Genomic DNA, 16,515 nt, shown 5'->3' on the forward strand with positions numbered 1-16,515 from the left:
GGCCAGTCGCTTTCCGAACTAGCCCTGCGTTCGAGGAATCTCCCATGCGTTTGATCGCCGCTGCCCTACTCCTTGCTACCGGTCTCGCGGGTTGCCAGACCATGGAGCAGTCGCGCCGCAGTGCCGATGAGCTTTGCAGCGAGTCGGGGCTACGGCCGGGCACGCGCCCGTTCAGGAACTGCGTCAGCTCTCGCTATCGCGAAGAGCGCCGCCAGGCGGATGCGGCCGCCGGCGCACTGGTCGTGGGCGCGACCGCCGGGCTGGTCGGAGCGGCGATCGTCGCCGATGAACGGTCATACCGGTACGACAGGCGCGGCTTCTACGGCGAGCCCGGCTATTTTGGGCAGCCGGGCTATCCATACGGGCCGGGCTATGACAGCCCGCAGCCCTATCTTCGCGGCGGCTGCGATGTCTGGGGCTGCTAGAGCATTTTCGAGCGAAGTGGCCACCGGTTCGCGTAGAGAAAATACGACAAAACAAGGCTCTAGTCGCCCGTACTCGGCTTGGTCATCGCTCCATTGTCTGTCGATCGTTCCAGGGGCGCGGTCAGCCACATCTTCGCAAAAAGCGGTTCAGCTCCAAGGAGACTGCTCATGACCTATTCAACAGTGCTGGTTCATCTGCAGGTGGGCGCGCCAAACACGGTGCTCCTGAAGGCTTCGGCCGATTTCGCCGAGTTATTCCGGGCCGATGTGGTCGGCGTAAGCGCCTGCCAGCCGGCGCCGATCCCTTACGGCGACGGCTACACGTCCGGCACCTTGATTCAGGAATGCCGCGATGAGTTGGAGAAGGAAACGACGGATGCGGAGACCGAGTTCCGCTCAGCCTTTCAAGGACGAGCTCCTCATCTGACGTGGCGCTCATCGGTCGATTTCGCGTGGCCTGCCGACTACATCGCCGAGCAGGCACGCACAGCCGATCTGATCATCACGGCTCCCGAGCAAGGCGGCTCGATGTTCGATGGATCGCGCCAGGTCAGCATCGCCGACCTCGTCATGTCCGCCGGCCGGCCGGTCCTGATCGTCCCGCCCTCTGTCGGGACTATCGATCTGGGCCATATCGTGGTCGGCTGGAAGGACACGCGGGAAGCCAGGCGGGCCATCAGCGATGCTTTGCCGCTGCTGAAAAAGGCCGGCCACGTGACTGTCGTCGAATTGGCCAGCACTGGCGACCTCCCGGCCGTACGCGACCGTCTAGCCGACGTCATCGGTTGGCTTGGGCGCCACGGCATCACGGCCGAGGCGCTCGCGGAGACGCCGAAAGAAGACGACGCCGCGCGCCTTGGGGATATCACCCGGGACAAGGGCGCAGGCGTATTGGTGGCAGGCGCCTATGGCCACAGCCGTGTTCGGGAGTGGGCCTTCGGCGGTGTCACGCGCAGCCTTTTGCACAATCCGGGAGGCTGTACTCTTCTGTCACACTGAGTGAGAAGACACGGCGATCCAAGACCAAATGCGCCTTGGCTACAAAAATGCCCGCGATGCGCCCTGGCTTGCGAGACGAGGGATAATTTCGGCCGTGCCCTCGCCAATGTCCTCACCCAATCGCAACGTAGCAATGAGAAGGCGGCAGCCGCCGTCTGATCCCAGAGGCGGTCTCGACCACTGTCCGTCCGCCCTCTCATGCGCCGACGATCACACTTGCCGCAGGACGCCGCGCCGAGAAGGGAAGCGCTGGGCCGTGCCCGTACCGCATGACGATGTCGGGCCGGCGGCCGCCCATGCCGAGGAGCGCCGCCAGGGCCGGCCGCAGGGCCGCGACTTCGACAGGCTGGTTGACGAAGCAATGCTTGAAGTTTTGCAGAAAAAAGCGTGGCCGAGATTGCCGTCAGGCATGTCAGAGGGGTCAAGGCTGTCGCGGAAGAACTCGAAGTGCATTGGGCGTTCGGGGAGCAACGCACCGATGTCGAAATCGCAGCCGCAGCTGTCGATCGGCTCGCAGGGAATACATCCATTCCGCCGAACACCATTTAAGTCCAGGTCGAGAAGGGATGCGTGACACTGTTTGGTAGCGTCGAATGGCTTTTCGAGCGCGAGGCCGCCGCTCAAGAAGTTGTCAGCCTTCTCGGGGTTGTCGAGCTATCCAACCTGATCGAGATCAAAACCCGCGCTAACGCTCACAACATCGGTGAGGCCATCAAGACGGCACTCCAGCTTCGTCATTCTACGATCCCCGAAAGGTCGGCGTCAGCGCCTCCAATGGCCATGTCGTCCTGAGCGGCAGAGTGCATTCCGATTCCGAACGCCAGATGGCGGACCGTACAGCCTGGAGTGCTCCCGGTGTCACTCTGGTGGAAAACGCTCTCACCGTTGATTGAGCCTGACGCCCCAACGTCTGGGTATTTTCCGATCCTGAGCGCCGCACTCTTTTGGCTCTAGGAAGAATGCTCCGTCCCTCTCGCAGAGCTGACGGACTGTACCGCGCATCTTGGCCTGCGAGGCCGGGCGGGCCGGCCAGATAATCATCACTTCGGCTCGCAAGCCGAAGCCGGCTTTCCACGCGATGCGCAGGGCTTCGCGTTGAAGAGATGCACACATCCTTTTCGCTCCAAAACGCCAGGTGACATTATGAAGACGACCACGAAACTGTTCGCAGCACTTGCTACCCTGTCGGCGCTTTTGCCGGTCGCCGCGTCGGCAAGGCCGGCGGTAAGAGCCGGTGAACTCGTCTGCAACGTAGCGAGCGGAACCGGCATGATCTTGACCTCCGAGAAGGCGCTGACATGCCGCTATGACGCCGCCGGCGGGCGGCTGGAATTCTACACCGGAACGATCAAGAAATTCGGCCTCGATATCGGAAAGACGACCGAGGGCGGCATGATCTGGACGGTCGTCGAGCCGGCCTTGAAGCCGGGTGGGCTGGCTGGCACGTATAACGGTGTGACAGCTGAAGTGACGGTCGGTGTTGGTGCAGGGGCCAGCGTCCTCGTTGGCGGCAACGACGGCGCCGTGACCCTCCAACCGCTGTCTTTCCAAGGTCAGACTGGTGCGAACCTCGCCGTCGGCGTTGGTTCGCTGACGCTGAACGAAATCTCGGCACCGCCTGCGAGGCGGTCGCACAAGCGCCACCACAGCTACCATGGCAGAATGCATCAAGGCTGATCCGGTCACCCTTGTTCCGGCAGTGAGCTGGCCCCAGACGTGACCGATTCCCACAACCGCCCTTGGCTGAGCACCCCTTCGCCAAGGGCGGTCTTATACGCAGCTCTGGCGGCCAACTGTCTCGTAGCCGTCACCAAGATCGCTGCGGCGGCCTGGACGGGCAGCTCCGCTATGACCAGCGAGGCCGTTCACTCCGTCGTCGATACGTTGAACGAGATCCTGCTTCTCTATGGCGTTCGTCGAGCCGACCGTCGTCCGGACATCGACCATCCGCTCGGCTATGGCCGTGAACTCTACTTCTGGAGCTTCATCGTCGCGCTGCTGGTTTTTGCACTCGGCGCCGTGGCCGCGATCTTTGAGGGCATCGACCACATCCTGCATCCCGAACCCGTGCAGGACCGCATCGTGATCTACGGCGTGCTTGCGGTGGCTTTCGCGGTCGATGGCGCTTCCTGGCTCGTCGCTTTGCAAAGGTTCAGGCGCACCAAGCGCGATCTTGGATTCTACGAGGCGCTCCGGCGGAGCAAGGATCCGCCATCCTTCATCGTGCTTCTGGAAGACAGCATCGCGCTTCTTGGAATCGGCGTGGCCGCGGCAGGGACGTTTGCGGCTGCCGCATTTCATGAACCGATCCTGGACGGCGTCGCATCGATCGTCATCGGACTGCTTCTGGCCGCAACCGCCCTGCTTATAGCGCGGGAAAGCAAGAGCCTTCTGATCGGAGAGCGAGCCGATCAGGCATTGTCCCATTCCATTCTCGGCATCGTCGCCGGAGAAAACGGCGTATCGGGAGCCAATGGACTTCTGAGCGTCCAATTGGCGCCGGACCAGGTCCTCGTGGCGCTCAGCGTCGAGTTTGACGACGAGATGCGCTCAAGCCAAATCGAAGATCAGGTCATCGCCGTGGAACAGAAGATACGTGCGGCTCATCCCGAGGTCGTCGCACTCTTCATCAAGCCCCAGACCGCCAAGGGCTTCGCCGCGGCGCGACGGGCGCGCTTCGGCGACACTCCCTGACAGCCGCGGACGACGATGCGAGATCGTGTTGGCCCCGCCGAGGCTCGTTGAATGGGCCGTAAGCGGGGCCTGACATCACCAACCGTAGCCGCCCCAGCCATAGTGGCTATGCAGGCGCTTCTCGTAGATGTCGTTGATGATGGCGGCCGGGTCCCATGCCGGGCTGGACTTTACCCGATCGCGCGTGACGTCGAGATAGATCTTTTCTTGGGACCAGCTGATTTCGCTCACCGCATAGGGCGATATCAGCACCTGTTTGCCCATCCACCAGTTGCTGGTGTCGAGGACCAGATACCTGATGCCCCAACTCGCATCATCGATCAGCAGGTTATCGACGTGGCCTATATCACCGTCGGTGGCGTGCACGTGGTAGCCATTGACCTCCGCGATGCTGCGAAGGTGCGGATCCCCGCTGTCGCCGTGGTTGCCCAAGCCCAGGTCGTCGTAAAGCTCCTTGTTTCCGAAGTAGCGAGACGGTCCGAGGCCAGCACCTGCGATGTCCGAGCCATAGAGCTCGCCACCCCAAAGGGGGCTCCAGCCATAGTAGCCGTAGAGATCGGATTCATGCTGTCGCGAGACCGGCTGATCCGTGCTCAAACCCGGACTGTCTTTCACCTGCAGCTTCGTCAGGGTGACCTGGAGCGTCTGTTGAGCGTAGTCGATCCGGCCGATCGCCGATGGATGGAGAAGAACCTTGTGCTCCGCCAGCCAGCCGCCGGTATCGACCACGAGCCATCGGACCTGCCATGTCCTGTCATCGAACAGCAGGTCCTTGACCGTGCCTATCGAGCCGTCTTGCGCCTCGACCGAATAATCTTTGAGTGCAGATGCGGCTAGCAGCATGGTGTGCCCTCTCGAAGTTTGGCCGCTGTCAAAGCCAAACATCAGCAGAACCACGACGTCACCGCATCCCAACCGAGATTTGGATAACCATGCAGGATCACAGAAAGGCGACTGGAGCAGCAGCTACGATCAGAAATGTACGGGCACGGCGTTGGGCCACGATAGGCTCGGAAACTACGCAGCCTCTTAGCCTGCCCCATCGAGTGACTTAGTTTCAGTCTGCTGCATCATTGGCTTTCCGTTGCGGCCGGGACGATGACAACGCGAGGCGCACCGTTCCGGCGAGACGGGCCCTCCCCTTCCAGCGCGATCGGAAAGCCGTTTCGGGGCCGACATTGGAGAAGCTGATCCTCGCGGAGGCGACCAAGGGAAGCTTCCGGGCCCCGCCCTAGCCCCGGACCACTGCCGCTTGCCAAAAGGGAGCCAGACGCTAGGCTAAATCATGCTCCGATCCCTTCAGACGCTTCGCGATACGTCGGTGGGCGCCCGGATTCTCGCAGCCGATGGCGATCATCTCGCAGTGGTCGGCGGCGGAGACGACTACTACATGCCCTGGCATTGGCATGACTGCCTGATGATCCTGCTGCCCCGCATGGGCTCGATCGACTTCCGCGACGAGACCCGAAAAGCCGGCACCTGGCTGAGCGAAGACCGCTTCGTTATCGTACCCAAGGCCCTGTCCCACCAGACCGCCGCCCGCCGCACCGGCCACGACCATCTGGCCATCTACGCCACGGACGACCAATTGGCCGGAATTGAAGGCCGCGTCGGATCCCTAAGCCGGGTCCGCGCCAAGCTCGGCGCCCCCACATTCTTCGCGATATCACCGGCAATGCGGTCGCTCCTCGGCCTGTGCGAGGCCAGCGAAACGACCGATCTGGCAATGCAGTCGGCACGAGGGCATCTGCTGGCCGCATTGCTCATGAACTGTCTGAGCCAGATTGAACGCGGCGAGCCACTCTCGACGTCGACCCCGGATACGCATGGCGATGCGCTCGTCTCCGAAGTGAAATCCTACATCTCAAACAATCCTTCTACTGACCTTTCGCTGGATCTGATTGCTGATGCGTTCGGTCTGTCCCGTCGCCATGTCACCCGGCTGTTTCGCGAGAAGACCGGCATGACGATCGGTGAATTTCATGAACGCGAACGCGTCGGCCGGGCACGCGCATTGCTGACCGAGACCGATCTGCCCGTCGGTGAGGTTGCCTGGAGGGTCGGACTGGAATCCGGCTCGGCTCTTGCCCGGATGATGCGGCGCGTAGCCGGAATCACGCCGACCGCCGCACGTGGCATGGCCCGATCCGACAAGCGTTAAGGCCCGCTGGGTCGCGCGCACAGACTGAATCCACCCCTACTCTCCTGCGATAGGCCGGGGAGGATGACTGGCGGGGTGGAGGTTCTTCGGCTGGGCGGTTTCATCGTGTTTTTGGACGCCACCAAGACATTCCAGACCGGCACCCAGAGCTAAACGGCGATCCGCGACGTCACATTGTCCATGAACAGAAGCCTGTGACCGTTCCGGTCGCAGCATCCAATACCAACCCGTCGTCGAGGCCGTCGCGCCATCGATGACATGAAGCTGGCCACCGAATGACCGACATCAAGCTTATGAACGTCTTCACCCACAAGGGCTCGGGCGGCAACCCCTGCCCCATCGTCGTCGACGCTGCCGCGCTCACCGGCGCCGAGATGCAGGGTATCGCCGCCGAGTACGGGCATGAATCCGGCTTCGTCCTGCCCGCCGCCGGCGGCGATGCGGACTACGTCTTCCGCTTCTGGGTCCCCCGCCATGAAATGGAGATGTGCGGCCACGCCACGATCGGCGCTCTCTGGACGCTGGCAACGAGCGGGCAACTCCGATCGGGGCAGGTTCGCATCGACACCCGCAGCGGACCGGTCACCGGTTTCGTCGATCTGGACCACGCCGAAGATCCCTATGTCGAAATCACCCAACCTGTCGGGAAGGTCGTCGATCTCACGCAGGATCAGGAGAACTTGGTGCTGGCGGCGCTTCGCCTCTCCCGCAGCGACCTGCTCGATCTGCCGCTCCAGAATGCCGTCACGTCGCGCGTGAAGACCCTTATCCCAATGAAGAGCGTCGACCAACTCAACAATCTGCAATCGTCCATGCCCACAACCGAGACGTGCTGCGAGAGCATCGGATCGACGGGCCTCTACCCCTATGCGGTCGAGAACCAGGACGAGCGCCATTTCGAAGCCAGGCAGTTTCCCAAATCATCCGGCTATCCGGAGGATGCCGCAACAGGGATCGCGGCAGCGGCTCTTGCATTCGGCTTGCTCAAGAACCGTCTCGTCAAGGCCGATAGCGGACGCATCAGGGTCCTGCAGGGGCGACCAATGGGCTCTCTGTCCGAGATCGGGGTTCGGATCGGTTTTGCGGACGATATGCCTGTGGGTTGTCTCATCGGTGGCAGGACGAGATCCGTCGCTTCCAAGGGGCGCTAAATCAACCGACGCGCGTCCCGCTCAGGGCCAGCACTGCCGTTTCACTCAGATTGACGCGGTTGCCGACATGCAGGCCCAGCGTAGTGAAGGCGACGTTTTCGCTGCCGCCGCGCTCGCTGAAGCCGTCAGTATCGAGGTTGAGATAGGCCAGATTGGCGACCGGCTCCAGGGCGAGCTTGCCGAAATTCATGCCATAGGCGACCTCGCCGAAGATCTGCGCGGTGCGGCCTGGTAGCTCGCCGTCGTCTGGTCGGAAAAGCCGAGGAATCGGATCGAACGCTTGGTGCCGATCTCGTTCCAGGTGTAGGTGCCGCCGAAACGCAGAGTGAGTACGCCAAGCGTCTAGGCGGAGCCTTCTCAATGCATTCGGACGCCAATGGCACGCAGCTGATGATCGAAGTGCCTCATAAGCGACAGGCCTTTTGAATAACCGATGAAGCTTGTCGGCGAGTTTGCGTTTGCGGGCCTCCGATGCCAACGCGGCCCGTCAGCCTACAGCTCACAGCATACCTGCCAAGGCGAACTGTGCGACTGCTTGAGAGCGATTTCTGACCCCAAGCTTGATCCTGACATTGTCGACGTGAAAGCGGACGGTGGCCGCGGAAATGCCGAGAATGACGGCGATCTCCACATCGGTTCGGCCATCGGCTACCCATCTGAGACACTCGACCTCACGGCCGCTCAAGATCGCGCGCATATCGCGAGCCGGCGCGAGCTTGCCCAATGCGCAGCAACGCTCATGGACAATGACGGCCATCATCGAGAGGCGCATTCTGCCGGCAGGGCTGAGGTCGAGCCCCTTCTCGGTCGCTGCCATTCCCATGACGGAGAAACTGCCCCGCGGTCCATGAATTGGCACGGTGAAGCCGTCCGTCCATCCCCATTCGGCGGCGGCGGTCCACGCTTCATTTTCCACCGGGGTGAATGTCCTTTCGCTCTTCAGCTGGCTCCAGGTGAATGGCGCAAATCTCCGTCGCGCTTCTGTGACTATCGCGGATTTCCTCGCGAAATTCCGTTCTGCGCTGATCCGTTTCCATGCCGCAGGCCAGTTCAGAAAGAAGTTGTGTTCCTGCTGTCCATGCCCTGGGACGAATGCCCGGCCAGCCGATGCCGAAAACCCCTCGCGCGCCAGAGCTTTGCCATGGGCGCGCCCGACATCCTCGAGCGTGGCGCAGGCCAACATCGTTTCGATGAATTCGTTGATCATGAGCGGCTCCGGATTGAGCTGAAAGCCAAGGAAATGCTCGATTGCTGACGACGCCCCTGCTCGACAACTCATGCATTCATATCACAGGCATATCACCGGCGTCCTTGCGCCACAGCGTTACCGCTGCAACCCGATCGGCAACCGAAAGGTTTTCCATAAGAACCTCCCGTTTTCGGGAGTAGTATTCACGATCTTCCCTCGGCTAGTATTCGACGAATGCGCGCGTCTGACAAGTTGATATGTCATACGGTGAGCTTGTCGGCAAAGAATCCGCAACCTGCCGTCAGAGACCGCATCGGCATGCCGATAGACTGTTTGGAAACGTCCTGAGCTCTCATCCTTGGAGACGCTGCTTCGTAGATCCTCATGATGAGGGCTCCAAGAAATCTCAAACAATCGCTGATCTCACGGACGGATCTCCACCTGGAGCGGTACACCTTTGCACAATTTGTGAAAAAATTCAAGCCAATTTCGCGGTTATGCAAGATGATTATTCAAGTTATATCGTAGATATCTGCCTTATTAGGGCCGTATAGCTTCGCCTCGATACGCGATCAAGAGAAATAAGCGACTCGAATCCTTACCGCTGTATTTTTGCTGTTTGATAGTTTTATTTCATTAGCCTCCCTTTTTCGGGGGCTGTTACGGCAAGCGGATTTCATAGGCTTCCCCGACGTTTCTCCGCTGGACGAATCGATCCGGCGGTCGCGGGGGCCAGTATTGATGAAGCTCATTGGAACAATCGACCGATCGGGCAGGATTTCGTGCAAGAGGCCGGGGTCTCGTCTCGCCTTGCTCGGAGCCGTCGCGCTTGCGCCCATCATGCTGGCGACGCGTGTTCCGGCGGCCGACGTCAACGTTACCTCGAATGTCACGACCGGGATCAACCTGGATGCCCAAGTCGGATCGACGATCGAAGTCTCGCCCGGCGTTTCGGTCACGAACACCCCGCTCAGCGTAACAGTCAATGCGACGACCAGCGCCTGGACCCTAACCAACCGCGGTTCGATCTCGTCCGTGCAGTCGAATGCGATTTCACTGTCGTTCGCGGGATCCAGCGTCAGCAATTTCGGCACGATCACCGCAAACAGCTTCAACGGGATCGTCCTGAGCGGTGGCGGCGGCGTTTCCAACGCCGCTGGCGCCACCATCACGTCGGGAGCGAGCGGGATCAGTATCGGGACATCTTCGGCGGGCGCGGGAACGGTATCCAATCTCGGCACCATCACCCAGACCGGCACCTTCGGCGACCTCGTGGTCCTTCGGTTCGGCGGCAGCGTCGCCAATGCTCAAGGCGCGACGATCAGCGCCAACAACACCGGCAACGCCGTCAGCGTCGGCCAGGGCGCGTCGCGCACCGTGCAGAACGCCGGCATCATCACCAACACCGGCACGAATTTCGCCACTGGCGTGTTGGTGCAAGGCGGCGCCAGCACCGTCACCAACTCCGCAACAGGGCGGATCAGCGGGACGTTCAACGGCGTCTATGCCAGCGCCAGCGCGCCAATGACATTCACCAATGATGGCCTCATCGAGTCGACGAGCGCCACGGGGGCAGCCCGCGCCGTCGAGGCGACCGGCGGCGGAACCTTCGTCAACACCGGCACGATCCGCTCCGTCGCCAGCGACGGCCTCTATCTCGCGCGTGCCGGCACCGTGACCAACCGCGGCACGATTTCCGGCGCTGTCAACGCCATCAATTTCTCCGGCAACTACGCCCGCACGCTCAACCTCGATACCGGCTCGGTTCTGAACGGCAATGTCCAGGGCGGCACGGGCGTGGACGCCCTCGTGCTTCTGGGTAGCGGAACCGAGAGCGCCGCGAAATTCCAGGCCTTCGAAACCCTTTCGATGCAGGGGACGGCCTGGCAGCTCAACAACGCCGGAGCTTTCTTAAACAGCATGACGGTCCAGTCCGGCGTTCTTTCCGTCTCAGGCTCGCTGTTGAGCGGCGCGACGACGGTCCAGGCGAACGGAACCTTGGCGGGCACCGGCACGATCCTCAGCGGCGTCAGCAATTTTGGCACATTGCTCGGCGTGCAAGGGCAGACGCTGACGATGGCCTCCCTAGGTCTTGCCCCCGGCTCGAAGATCAACGCGACGCTTGGCGCGCCGGGCGCGCAGCCGCTCTTCAATGTCACAGGCGCGCTGGTGCTGGACGGCACCTTGAATATCTCCGCCACGAGCGGGTTCGGCGCCGGCGTCTACCGCATCCTGAGCTACAGCGGCAGCCTCACCGATAATGGCCTCGACATCGGCGCGGTTCCCGCCGGCTCGACCGCAGCGAATTACACCGTCCAGACGGCTGTCGCCGGGCAGGTCAACCTCATCAGCACAGCTGTCCTGCCCTCGGGTCCGTTCAATTTTTGGGACGGTGCGGCGGTGGGAAGCGCGAATAACGGCGTGATCGATGGCGGTTCCGGCATCTGGAGCGCGACGGCTGCGAACTGGACGGACGCTAACGGCACGGTCAATCGCGCCATGACGCCGCAACCCGGCTTTGCCATCTTCCAGGGCCAGCCGGGAACCGTGACCGTCGACGGCAGCGCCGGCGCGGTCAGCGTCACGGGGATGCAGTTTGCCTCGAGCGGCTATGTGGTGACCGGCGCGCCAATCAACCTGAGCGCCGCCCAAACCGCCATCCGGGTCGGCGACGGCAGCATCGCCGGGGCGGGTTTCGTCGCAACGATAGGATCATCGCTCGTCGGAGCGGGAGGCCTCGACAAGACCGATCTCGGCCAATTGGTGCTGACAGCTGCGAACACCTATACGGGCGCGACCACGATCAGCGCCGGCACGCTCGTCGCCAACGGCTCGGTCGCCTCGGCTGTGACGATCAATGCCGGCGGCGTGCTCGGCGGCTCAGGCTCGGTTGGCGCGCTGACGGTCAACGGCATTCTCTCGCCCGGCAATTCGCCAGGCACCATCACGGTCAACGGAAACCTCAGCTTCGGCGCAACTGGCATCTATGTGGCGGAGGTGCAGGGTTCGGTTTCCGACCGGGTCAACGTTACCGGCACCGCCTCGCTCGCCGGAACGGTTCGGCTTGTGCCGCTCGGCGGGGTTTATGCGTTCAACTCGCCCTATACGCTGCTTTCGGCGGCGGGTGGGCGCAGCGGCAGTTTCGGCACCGTCGACACGACCGGGTCGTTTGGCGTCGGCGTGACGCCGACAGTCTCCTATACCGCCACCGACGTCTTGCTGACGCTGTCTCCCGCCCCCTTGTCGCCGGCGGTCGCAGTAACGACGCTCGGCTTTTCCCGGCCCAGCAACCCCGCCAGCGTCGCCCGCGGCATCGATCGCGCGGTTGCGGCCGGCGCCGACGCGAACCCGTTCTTCAACCTCTACAACCAGACGGCGGCGGCACTGCCGGGAGCGGTCAATTCTCTGTCCGGCGAGGTGCATACCGCCGCCAATGCGCTGGGCGTCGAGATCAGCGACCAGTTCCTGCGCAGCATGCTCGACCCCTTCGCGCCTGGGCGCCGCGCCGGCGTGGCCGACAAGCCCGGCAGCGCCAATGCGAGCCCCTATGCTGTCTGGGGCTCGGTGCTGGGCCGCCGGAGCCGTACCAATGGCGACCCATCCGGGACCGGCTCGGCGACGCGGGACACCGAGAGCGCCAGCTTCGCCACCGGCGCGGATTATCGGCTGACGCGCGACAGCATCATCGGCTTCGCGCTGGCCGGTGGAGGCGCCAACGCATCGCTCGCCAACGGCCTCGGCAGCGCCGATGTCGGTGTCTTCGAGGCCGGCATCTATGGCATGACACGCTTCGGCGATCTGCAACTTGGCGCCTCCGGCGCCTATACCTTCCTCGACATAGACACCAAGCGGACCGCGCCGGTGCTGCGGCCGGGCACGATCACGGCCTCGTATCACGCCAACGGTTTCAGCGGGCGGCTGGAAGCGAGCTACCGTGTCGCCACGCTGGCCGGCGTCGCGATCTCGCCCTTCGCCGCGCTCCAGGCGCAAACCTTCCAGACGCCCGCCTTCGTCGAGGATGGCGGCTCGGCCGGTCCGCTTGGCACCTTGACCAGCTATCGAAAGAGCAACCTGACGACACGCAGCGAGCTGGGCCTGAAGCTGGAGGCCAATACCATGCTCGCCGGCTATCAGACGACCGGCTTCCTGCGGGCCTCCTGGTCGCAGTCCTTCAACCGCGAAATGGCCTTCGCCGCCAGTCTCAACGGCCTCGCCGGCTCCCGTTTCGTCATTGACGGCGCGAAGGCCGATCGCAGCGCCCTAAGGCTCGCCACCGGCTTCGACATCAAGCTTCGCGACGACATCTCGCTCGGCGGGCGCATCGACAGCGAACTGGCTCAGAACAGTGTGCAATATGCCGGGAGTATCAGGTTGAGGATGGAATTCTGAGCTCCCCAAACAGCCTCGTCCAAGCGGCGCACGCCCGCCAACTCTTAACTCCAGCCCTCCGTCCGACGGCTGAGGAACGTGATCGTGAAAGCCAGGTTGGGGTATGCGGCCAAGTCGGCCGTTCCTGTCAAAGCAGGCCTGCGACACATAGCTGGGCTACGGCTTGAGTGCGGTTCCGAACGCCGAGCTTGTTCCGGACGTTATCGACATGAAACCGGACGGTGTCGGATGAGATCCCCAGAATAGTGCCGATCCTGTCATCGGTCTGGCCATCTGCAACCCATTTGAGACATTCGAGTTCGCGCACCGTCAAAGCTCCCTGAAGATCAGGCGCCGGAATGAGGTTGCGCAGTGCACGGCAACGCTCATGCGTCACGACGGCAAGCGTATAAAGACGCATTCTCGCGGCGTAGGTCAGATCGAGTTTCGTCTCCCTGCTCGCCATGGTCAGCATTGCAACGTAGCCGCTCGGGCCATGGATCGGCACCACGAACGCGTCTGTCCATCCCCACTCCGATATCGCGGCCCAGATCTCATTTTCCGCGGGACTAAAGGTGCCGCTGCTTTTGAGTTCGTGCCAGGTGAAGGGCATGTGCCTTCGCCGCGCTTCGCGGACGATCGGGCCGCTCGCGAGGAATTGCCGTTCGTTGCTGAGGGTTTTTTCCCACTCCGCCGGCCAATTCAGGAAGAGCGCATGCACTTGAATCTTGGCGCGTGGAAAGAAGGCGCGGCCGGTGGCTATGGCAAACCCCTCGGCGGCGATTGCTGCGCCGAAAGCGCGCTGAACATCGGCCAGGGTTGAGCAAGTCAGTAGCGTTTCAGTAAACGGCTCGATCATGACCTGACACGTTACATGGAGATCGAAGTGAGCGAGTCCGACGGCGGATCGGAAGCAGCCATGCTCCGCGCCGGCATCCGGCAGCCTCGCGATCGAACGAAAATTACGCAATGAACGTAGCGTGTTATTCAGGAAGCTGTGGCTTCAAGGCTGATCAAATGCTCCTGGAATGACCACGAAGATGCCGATGCGCAGGTGGATGTGACGGGTTGGATTATCTGCCGAAATCGGGATGGGCCTGGTTTCATGGCGCAGATGGTTGACCCTCTTCGACATTCTGTCCAATATTGAAACAGCCTCACTTCATAACCGTGGGTTATCTTGGATCTTCGCCAGATTGAACTGTTGAGCGCTATCCTCGAGACGGGTTCATTCTCGAAAGCCGGCGAGAGTCTGCGGATCTCACAACCGGCCGTATCGAAAGCCGTATTTCAGCTCGAGCGTGAACTCGGCCTGAAGCTTTTCGAGCGACGGCCCGGACGATCGGCACCCACACCTGAAGCGCAGATGCTTTACCAGGCCTCGCGGCAGGTCACCGTAGGGCTCAGTGAACTGCGCCGTTTTGCAGTTGATCTCAAACAAAACCGCGGCGGCCACGTTTCAGTTGCGGCCTTTCCCGCTGTCTCCGTCTTTGTGCTGCCCAGTATCTTGGCGAAATTCCAGATGGCGCGGGACAATGCCCGGGTGAGTTTTGCAACAATGCATTCACGCGAAGTCTATGACGCTGTCGCCACGGGCCGTGCTGATATCGGTCTCACCGTCATGGATGTTGACGACAACCGGGTTGAAAAAATCGAACGGTTTGCGATTCCTCAACTCTGTATTCTTCCGATCGGCCACCGGCTGGCCAAGCATGCGGCCATCAAAGCTGCGGATTTGGCGGGTGAGCCGCTTATCTCGCTCAGCCAGGATTTTACTGCGCGAAGTCAGTTCGAAGCGGCAATTCAGGTGGACAAGCCGAGACTGCAGGTGGTTGCCGAGACCAACCATTCGAACGGTGTTTGCGCCATGGTTGCCGCTGGCGCCGGCTGCGCGATGATCGATGCGATCAGCGCGCAAGGCTGGATTGGACGCGTGGAAATACGCCCCCTGTATCCACCTATCCAGACTCAAGAGTTCCTTATCCAGCCCAAGGATCGGCCGATCTCGCAATTGGCATCCCTGCTCGCGGTCGAAATCACGTCGTCCTTCCGTGCTTTTCTGACGGCCTCGATGCAGCACTCCCCATCGTAAACCTGGGATCACGGCGCTCTACACATGGAGAGCGAAGTATCGCGGCGTGATCGTGCCGGAGAAGGCCCGTCTCGACATCGCCATGCAGATAGCAGTCGATACTCCCGGAATCGGGAGTATCGACTCTGCCAGCGATGAGGCAATGTTTGTTACACAGATTCCATTTGCAGAAACGTGACCGCAGACGCGTCATCCTTCGGAATTTCGAGAATATGAAAGCAGTAAATTACGATATTTTCTGTTTTGTCATAATTATAAATCATAATACATTTTATGATGCTGAATTCATCTTGAGTATATTGCGGTTATTATAGGTTATTTCTACGTGTGATCTCACTTAAGCGTTGCGTCGGCGCGGAATACGTATGCCATGCCGCTATGGTTGTTACCCAAGGGATCGCCTTTGAAAACGGCGTAAGGCCGCCGCGGACCGATCCCTCTGCCCTGTCCCCCTCTTGAGGATGCAGGTCTTGTTGTGATGTTCCCGCCAAGAGCAACAGCCGAAACATCCCCGATTAAAATGCCAAGATACGCCTGATCTCGAAATTTAAATGAAAGGAACCGAGATGAACAAGCTTATATTCGCAGCACTCGCTGCAGCCGCGTTATCAGGCCCAGCCGTCGCCGCGGATTTGGTATCTCACAATACCAAGGCTCCAGCTGCAGTTCCGATTATGATCTATAATTGGACCGGCTTTTACATTGGCGCGCATGCCGGTGCGGCCTTCCCGACAGGCGGATCGATCACGGAAACGGCGCCTGTGGCGCCGGATACGTTTTACAACATCACGGGAGCGACCTCGGCACTGGGCAACAAGACGGATTTCACCGGCGGCGCCCAGGCCGGGTATAATTTCCAGATCAATCAGTTCGTTCTCGGTGCCGAGGGCGATTTCGGCTATCTCGGCTATCGTTCGACGGCGGTCCAGCGCAATCCGCTGACGGGTGCTCCGCAAGCGCCGCCCATCGGCGACACGTTCGGCCGAAAGAAGGCCGACTGGTTGGCGACGATTCGCGCGCGCGTCGGTGTCGCCTTCGATCGATTGCTGGTCTACGCCACCGCCGGTGTTGCCTTCTCCGATCTTCAATATTCGGTGAGCGACACCTGTAACGTCACGCCATGCGGCGGCGGCCTGATTTCAGGCAACGCGTCACCCGACATCGGCTGGGTCTTTGGCGGCGGCGCCGAATACGCCTTCACGGATAACTGGACCATCAAGGGCGAGTATCTCTACAATCGCTTCGAGGGTAAAAACATCCGCGGCGATGCGACCTATCGGGTCGGCTCCGGCTCGACACCGTACCACGCCGCCGCGACGGAGATTCACGTCGTGCGTCTCGGCCTCAACTACAAATTCTGAAGTCAATCGATCGGCGAACGAAGAACCCTGGCTGCGCCGGGGTTCTTTTTTGGCTCAGTCCCTTCGCGGCTGAGC

16 protein-coding genes are annotated in these 16,515 nt (G+C 61.4%); 12 read left to right on the forward strand and 4 right to left on the reverse strand.

What is annotated here, in order from left to right; genetic code table 11:
• The first annotated feature begins 44 nt into the window (after nt 1-44).
• From RMR04_RS15125 to RMR04_RS15155, 7 genes are all read left to right on the forward strand, one after another.
• On the forward strand, nt 45-425 hold the full coding sequence (locus RMR04_RS15125; protein WP_311915414.1) for a hypothetical protein: 381 nt from the start codon (nt 45-47) through the stop codon (nt 423-425).
• Nucleotides 426-593: 168 nt separating this feature from the next.
• Nucleotides 594-1,424: a universal stress protein gene (locus RMR04_RS15130; RefSeq protein WP_311915415.1), complete on the forward strand. Its 831-nt coding sequence runs from the start codon at nt 594-596 to the stop codon at nt 1,422-1,424.
• 387 nt (nt 1,425-1,811) lie between these two features.
• Nucleotides 1,812-1,973 carry a BON domain-containing protein gene (locus RMR04_RS15140; protein ID WP_311915416.1) on the forward strand — a complete coding sequence of 54 codons (162 nt, stop codon included), beginning with the start codon at nt 1,812-1,814 and terminating at the stop codon, nt 1,971-1,973.
• Between the two features lie 21 nt (nt 1,974-1,994).
• Nucleotides 1,995-2,216 (forward strand): hypothetical protein, encoded by a 222-nt coding sequence (locus RMR04_RS15145; RefSeq protein WP_311915417.1) that lies wholly within the window; start codon nt 1,995-1,997, stop codon nt 2,214-2,216.
• A gap of 8 nt (nt 2,217-2,224) precedes the next feature.
• Entirely contained in the window at nt 2,225-2,317 is a 93-nt protein-coding gene (locus RMR04_RS32115) for a hypothetical protein (protein WP_410492250.1), read from the forward strand.
• 250 nt (nt 2,318-2,567) lie between these two features.
• Nucleotides 2,568-3,101, forward strand: coding sequence for a DUF992 domain-containing protein (locus RMR04_RS15150; protein WP_311915418.1), 534 nt, complete (start codon nt 2,568-2,570; stop codon nt 3,099-3,101).
• Between the two features lie 66 nt (nt 3,102-3,167).
• Complete coding sequence (locus RMR04_RS15155) at nt 3,168-4,118, forward strand: cation diffusion facilitator family transporter (protein ID WP_311915848.1); 951 nt, start codon at nt 3,168-3,170, stop codon at nt 4,116-4,118.
• A gap of 75 nt (nt 4,119-4,193) precedes the next feature.
• On the opposite strand, the gene RMR04_RS15160 is transcribed toward RMR04_RS15155, so the two are convergent.
• A complete protein-coding gene (locus RMR04_RS15160; protein WP_311915419.1) occupies nt 4,194-5,015 on the reverse strand; it encodes a PRC-barrel domain containing protein in 822 nt (273 codons plus the stop codon).
• A 388-nt stretch (nt 5,016-5,403) separates the two neighbouring features.
• On the opposite strand from RMR04_RS15160, the gene RMR04_RS15165 reads away from it, so the two are divergent.
• Nucleotides 5,404-6,279 carry a helix-turn-helix domain-containing protein gene (locus RMR04_RS15165; protein WP_311915420.1) on the forward strand — a complete coding sequence of 292 codons (876 nt, stop codon included), beginning with the start codon at nt 5,404-5,406 and terminating at the stop codon, nt 6,277-6,279.
• 275 nt (nt 6,280-6,554) lie between these two features.
• Nucleotides 6,555-7,430 carry a PhzF family phenazine biosynthesis protein gene (locus RMR04_RS15170; protein WP_311915421.1) on the forward strand — a complete coding sequence of 292 codons (876 nt, stop codon included), beginning with the start codon at nt 6,555-6,557 and terminating at the stop codon, nt 7,428-7,430.
• Nucleotide 7,431: 1 nt separating this feature from the next.
• Here the strand turns inward: RMR04_RS15170 and RMR04_RS15175 are convergent, their stop codons facing one another.
• Together RMR04_RS15175 and RMR04_RS15180 are read right to left on the reverse strand one after the other, a co-directional pair.
• Nucleotides 7,432-7,620, reverse strand: a complete 189-nt coding sequence (locus tag RMR04_RS15175) for an autotransporter domain-containing protein (protein WP_311915422.1) — start codon at nt 7,618-7,620, stop codon at nt 7,432-7,434.
• 309 nt (nt 7,621-7,929) lie between these two features.
• The gene (locus RMR04_RS15180; protein WP_311915424.1) at nt 7,930-8,637 is read right to left on the reverse strand and encodes a LuxR family transcriptional regulator; all 708 of its coding nucleotides are present in this window, start codon (nt 8,635-8,637) and stop codon (nt 7,930-7,932) included.
• Nucleotides 8,638-9,459: 822 nt separating this feature from the next.
• On the opposite strand from RMR04_RS15180, the gene RMR04_RS15185 reads away from it, so the two are divergent.
• The gene (locus RMR04_RS15185) at nt 9,460-13,008 is read left to right on the forward strand and encodes an autotransporter domain-containing protein (protein WP_311915425.1); all 3,549 of its coding nucleotides are present in this window, start codon (nt 9,460-9,462) and stop codon (nt 13,006-13,008) included.
• A gap of 127 nt (nt 13,009-13,135) precedes the next feature.
• On the opposite strand, the gene RMR04_RS15190 is transcribed toward RMR04_RS15185, so the two are convergent.
• Nucleotides 13,136-13,846: a LuxR family transcriptional regulator gene (locus RMR04_RS15190; RefSeq protein WP_311915426.1), complete on the reverse strand. Its 711-nt coding sequence runs from the start codon at nt 13,844-13,846 to the stop codon at nt 13,136-13,138.
• Nucleotides 13,847-14,167: 321 nt separating this feature from the next.
• Here RMR04_RS15190 and RMR04_RS15195 point away from each other — a divergent pair, with 321 nt between their 5' ends.
• On the forward strand, nt 14,168-15,079 hold the full coding sequence (locus tag RMR04_RS15195) for a LysR family transcriptional regulator (protein ID WP_311915427.1): 912 nt from the start codon (nt 14,168-14,170) through the stop codon (nt 15,077-15,079).
• A 566-nt stretch (nt 15,080-15,645) separates the two neighbouring features.
• Nucleotides 15,646-16,440 carry an outer membrane protein gene (locus RMR04_RS15200; protein ID WP_311915428.1) on the forward strand — a complete coding sequence of 265 codons (795 nt, stop codon included), beginning with the start codon at nt 15,646-15,648 and terminating at the stop codon, nt 16,438-16,440.
• Nucleotides 16,441-16,515 lie beyond the last annotated feature (75 nt).

Source organism: Bosea sp. 685, assembly GCF_031884435.1.
GTDB lineage: Bacteria > Pseudomonadota > Alphaproteobacteria > Rhizobiales > Beijerinckiaceae > Allobosea.

Bases quoted from the DNA above. Each gene is read 5' to 3' on its own strand.
- RMR04_RS15125 (WP_311915414.1), top strand. From the start codon at position 45: ATGCGTTTGATCGCCGCTGCCCTACTCCTTGCTACCGGTCTCGCGGGT.
- RMR04_RS15130 (WP_311915415.1), top strand. From the start codon at position 594: ATGACCTATTCAACAGTGCTGGTTCATCTGCAGGTGGGCGCGCCAAAC.
- RMR04_RS15150 (WP_311915418.1), top strand. From the start codon at position 2,568: ATGAAGACGACCACGAAACTGTTCGCAGCACTTGCTACCCTGTCGGCG.
- RMR04_RS15165 (WP_311915420.1), top strand. From the start codon at position 5,404: ATGCTCCGATCCCTTCAGACGCTTCGCGATACGTCGGTGGGCGCCCGG.
- RMR04_RS15170 (WP_311915421.1), top strand. From the start codon at position 6,555: ATGACCGACATCAAGCTTATGAACGTCTTCACCCACAAGGGCTCGGGC.
- RMR04_RS15175 (WP_311915422.1), bottom strand. From the start codon at position 7,620: ATGAATTTCGGCAAGCTCGCCCTGGAGCCGGTCGCCAATCTGGCCTAT.
- RMR04_RS15180 (WP_311915424.1), bottom strand. From the start codon at position 8,637: ATGATCAACGAATTCATCGAAACGATGTTGGCCTGCGCCACGCTCGAG.
- RMR04_RS15185 (WP_311915425.1), top strand. From the start codon at position 9,460: ATGCTGGCGACGCGTGTTCCGGCGGCCGACGTCAACGTTACCTCGAAT.
- RMR04_RS15190 (WP_311915426.1), bottom strand. From the start codon at position 13,846: ATGATCGAGCCGTTTACTGAAACGCTACTGACTTGCTCAACCCTGGCC.
- RMR04_RS15200 (WP_311915428.1), top strand. From the start codon at position 15,646: ATGAACAAGCTTATATTCGCAGCACTCGCTGCAGCCGCGTTATCAGGC.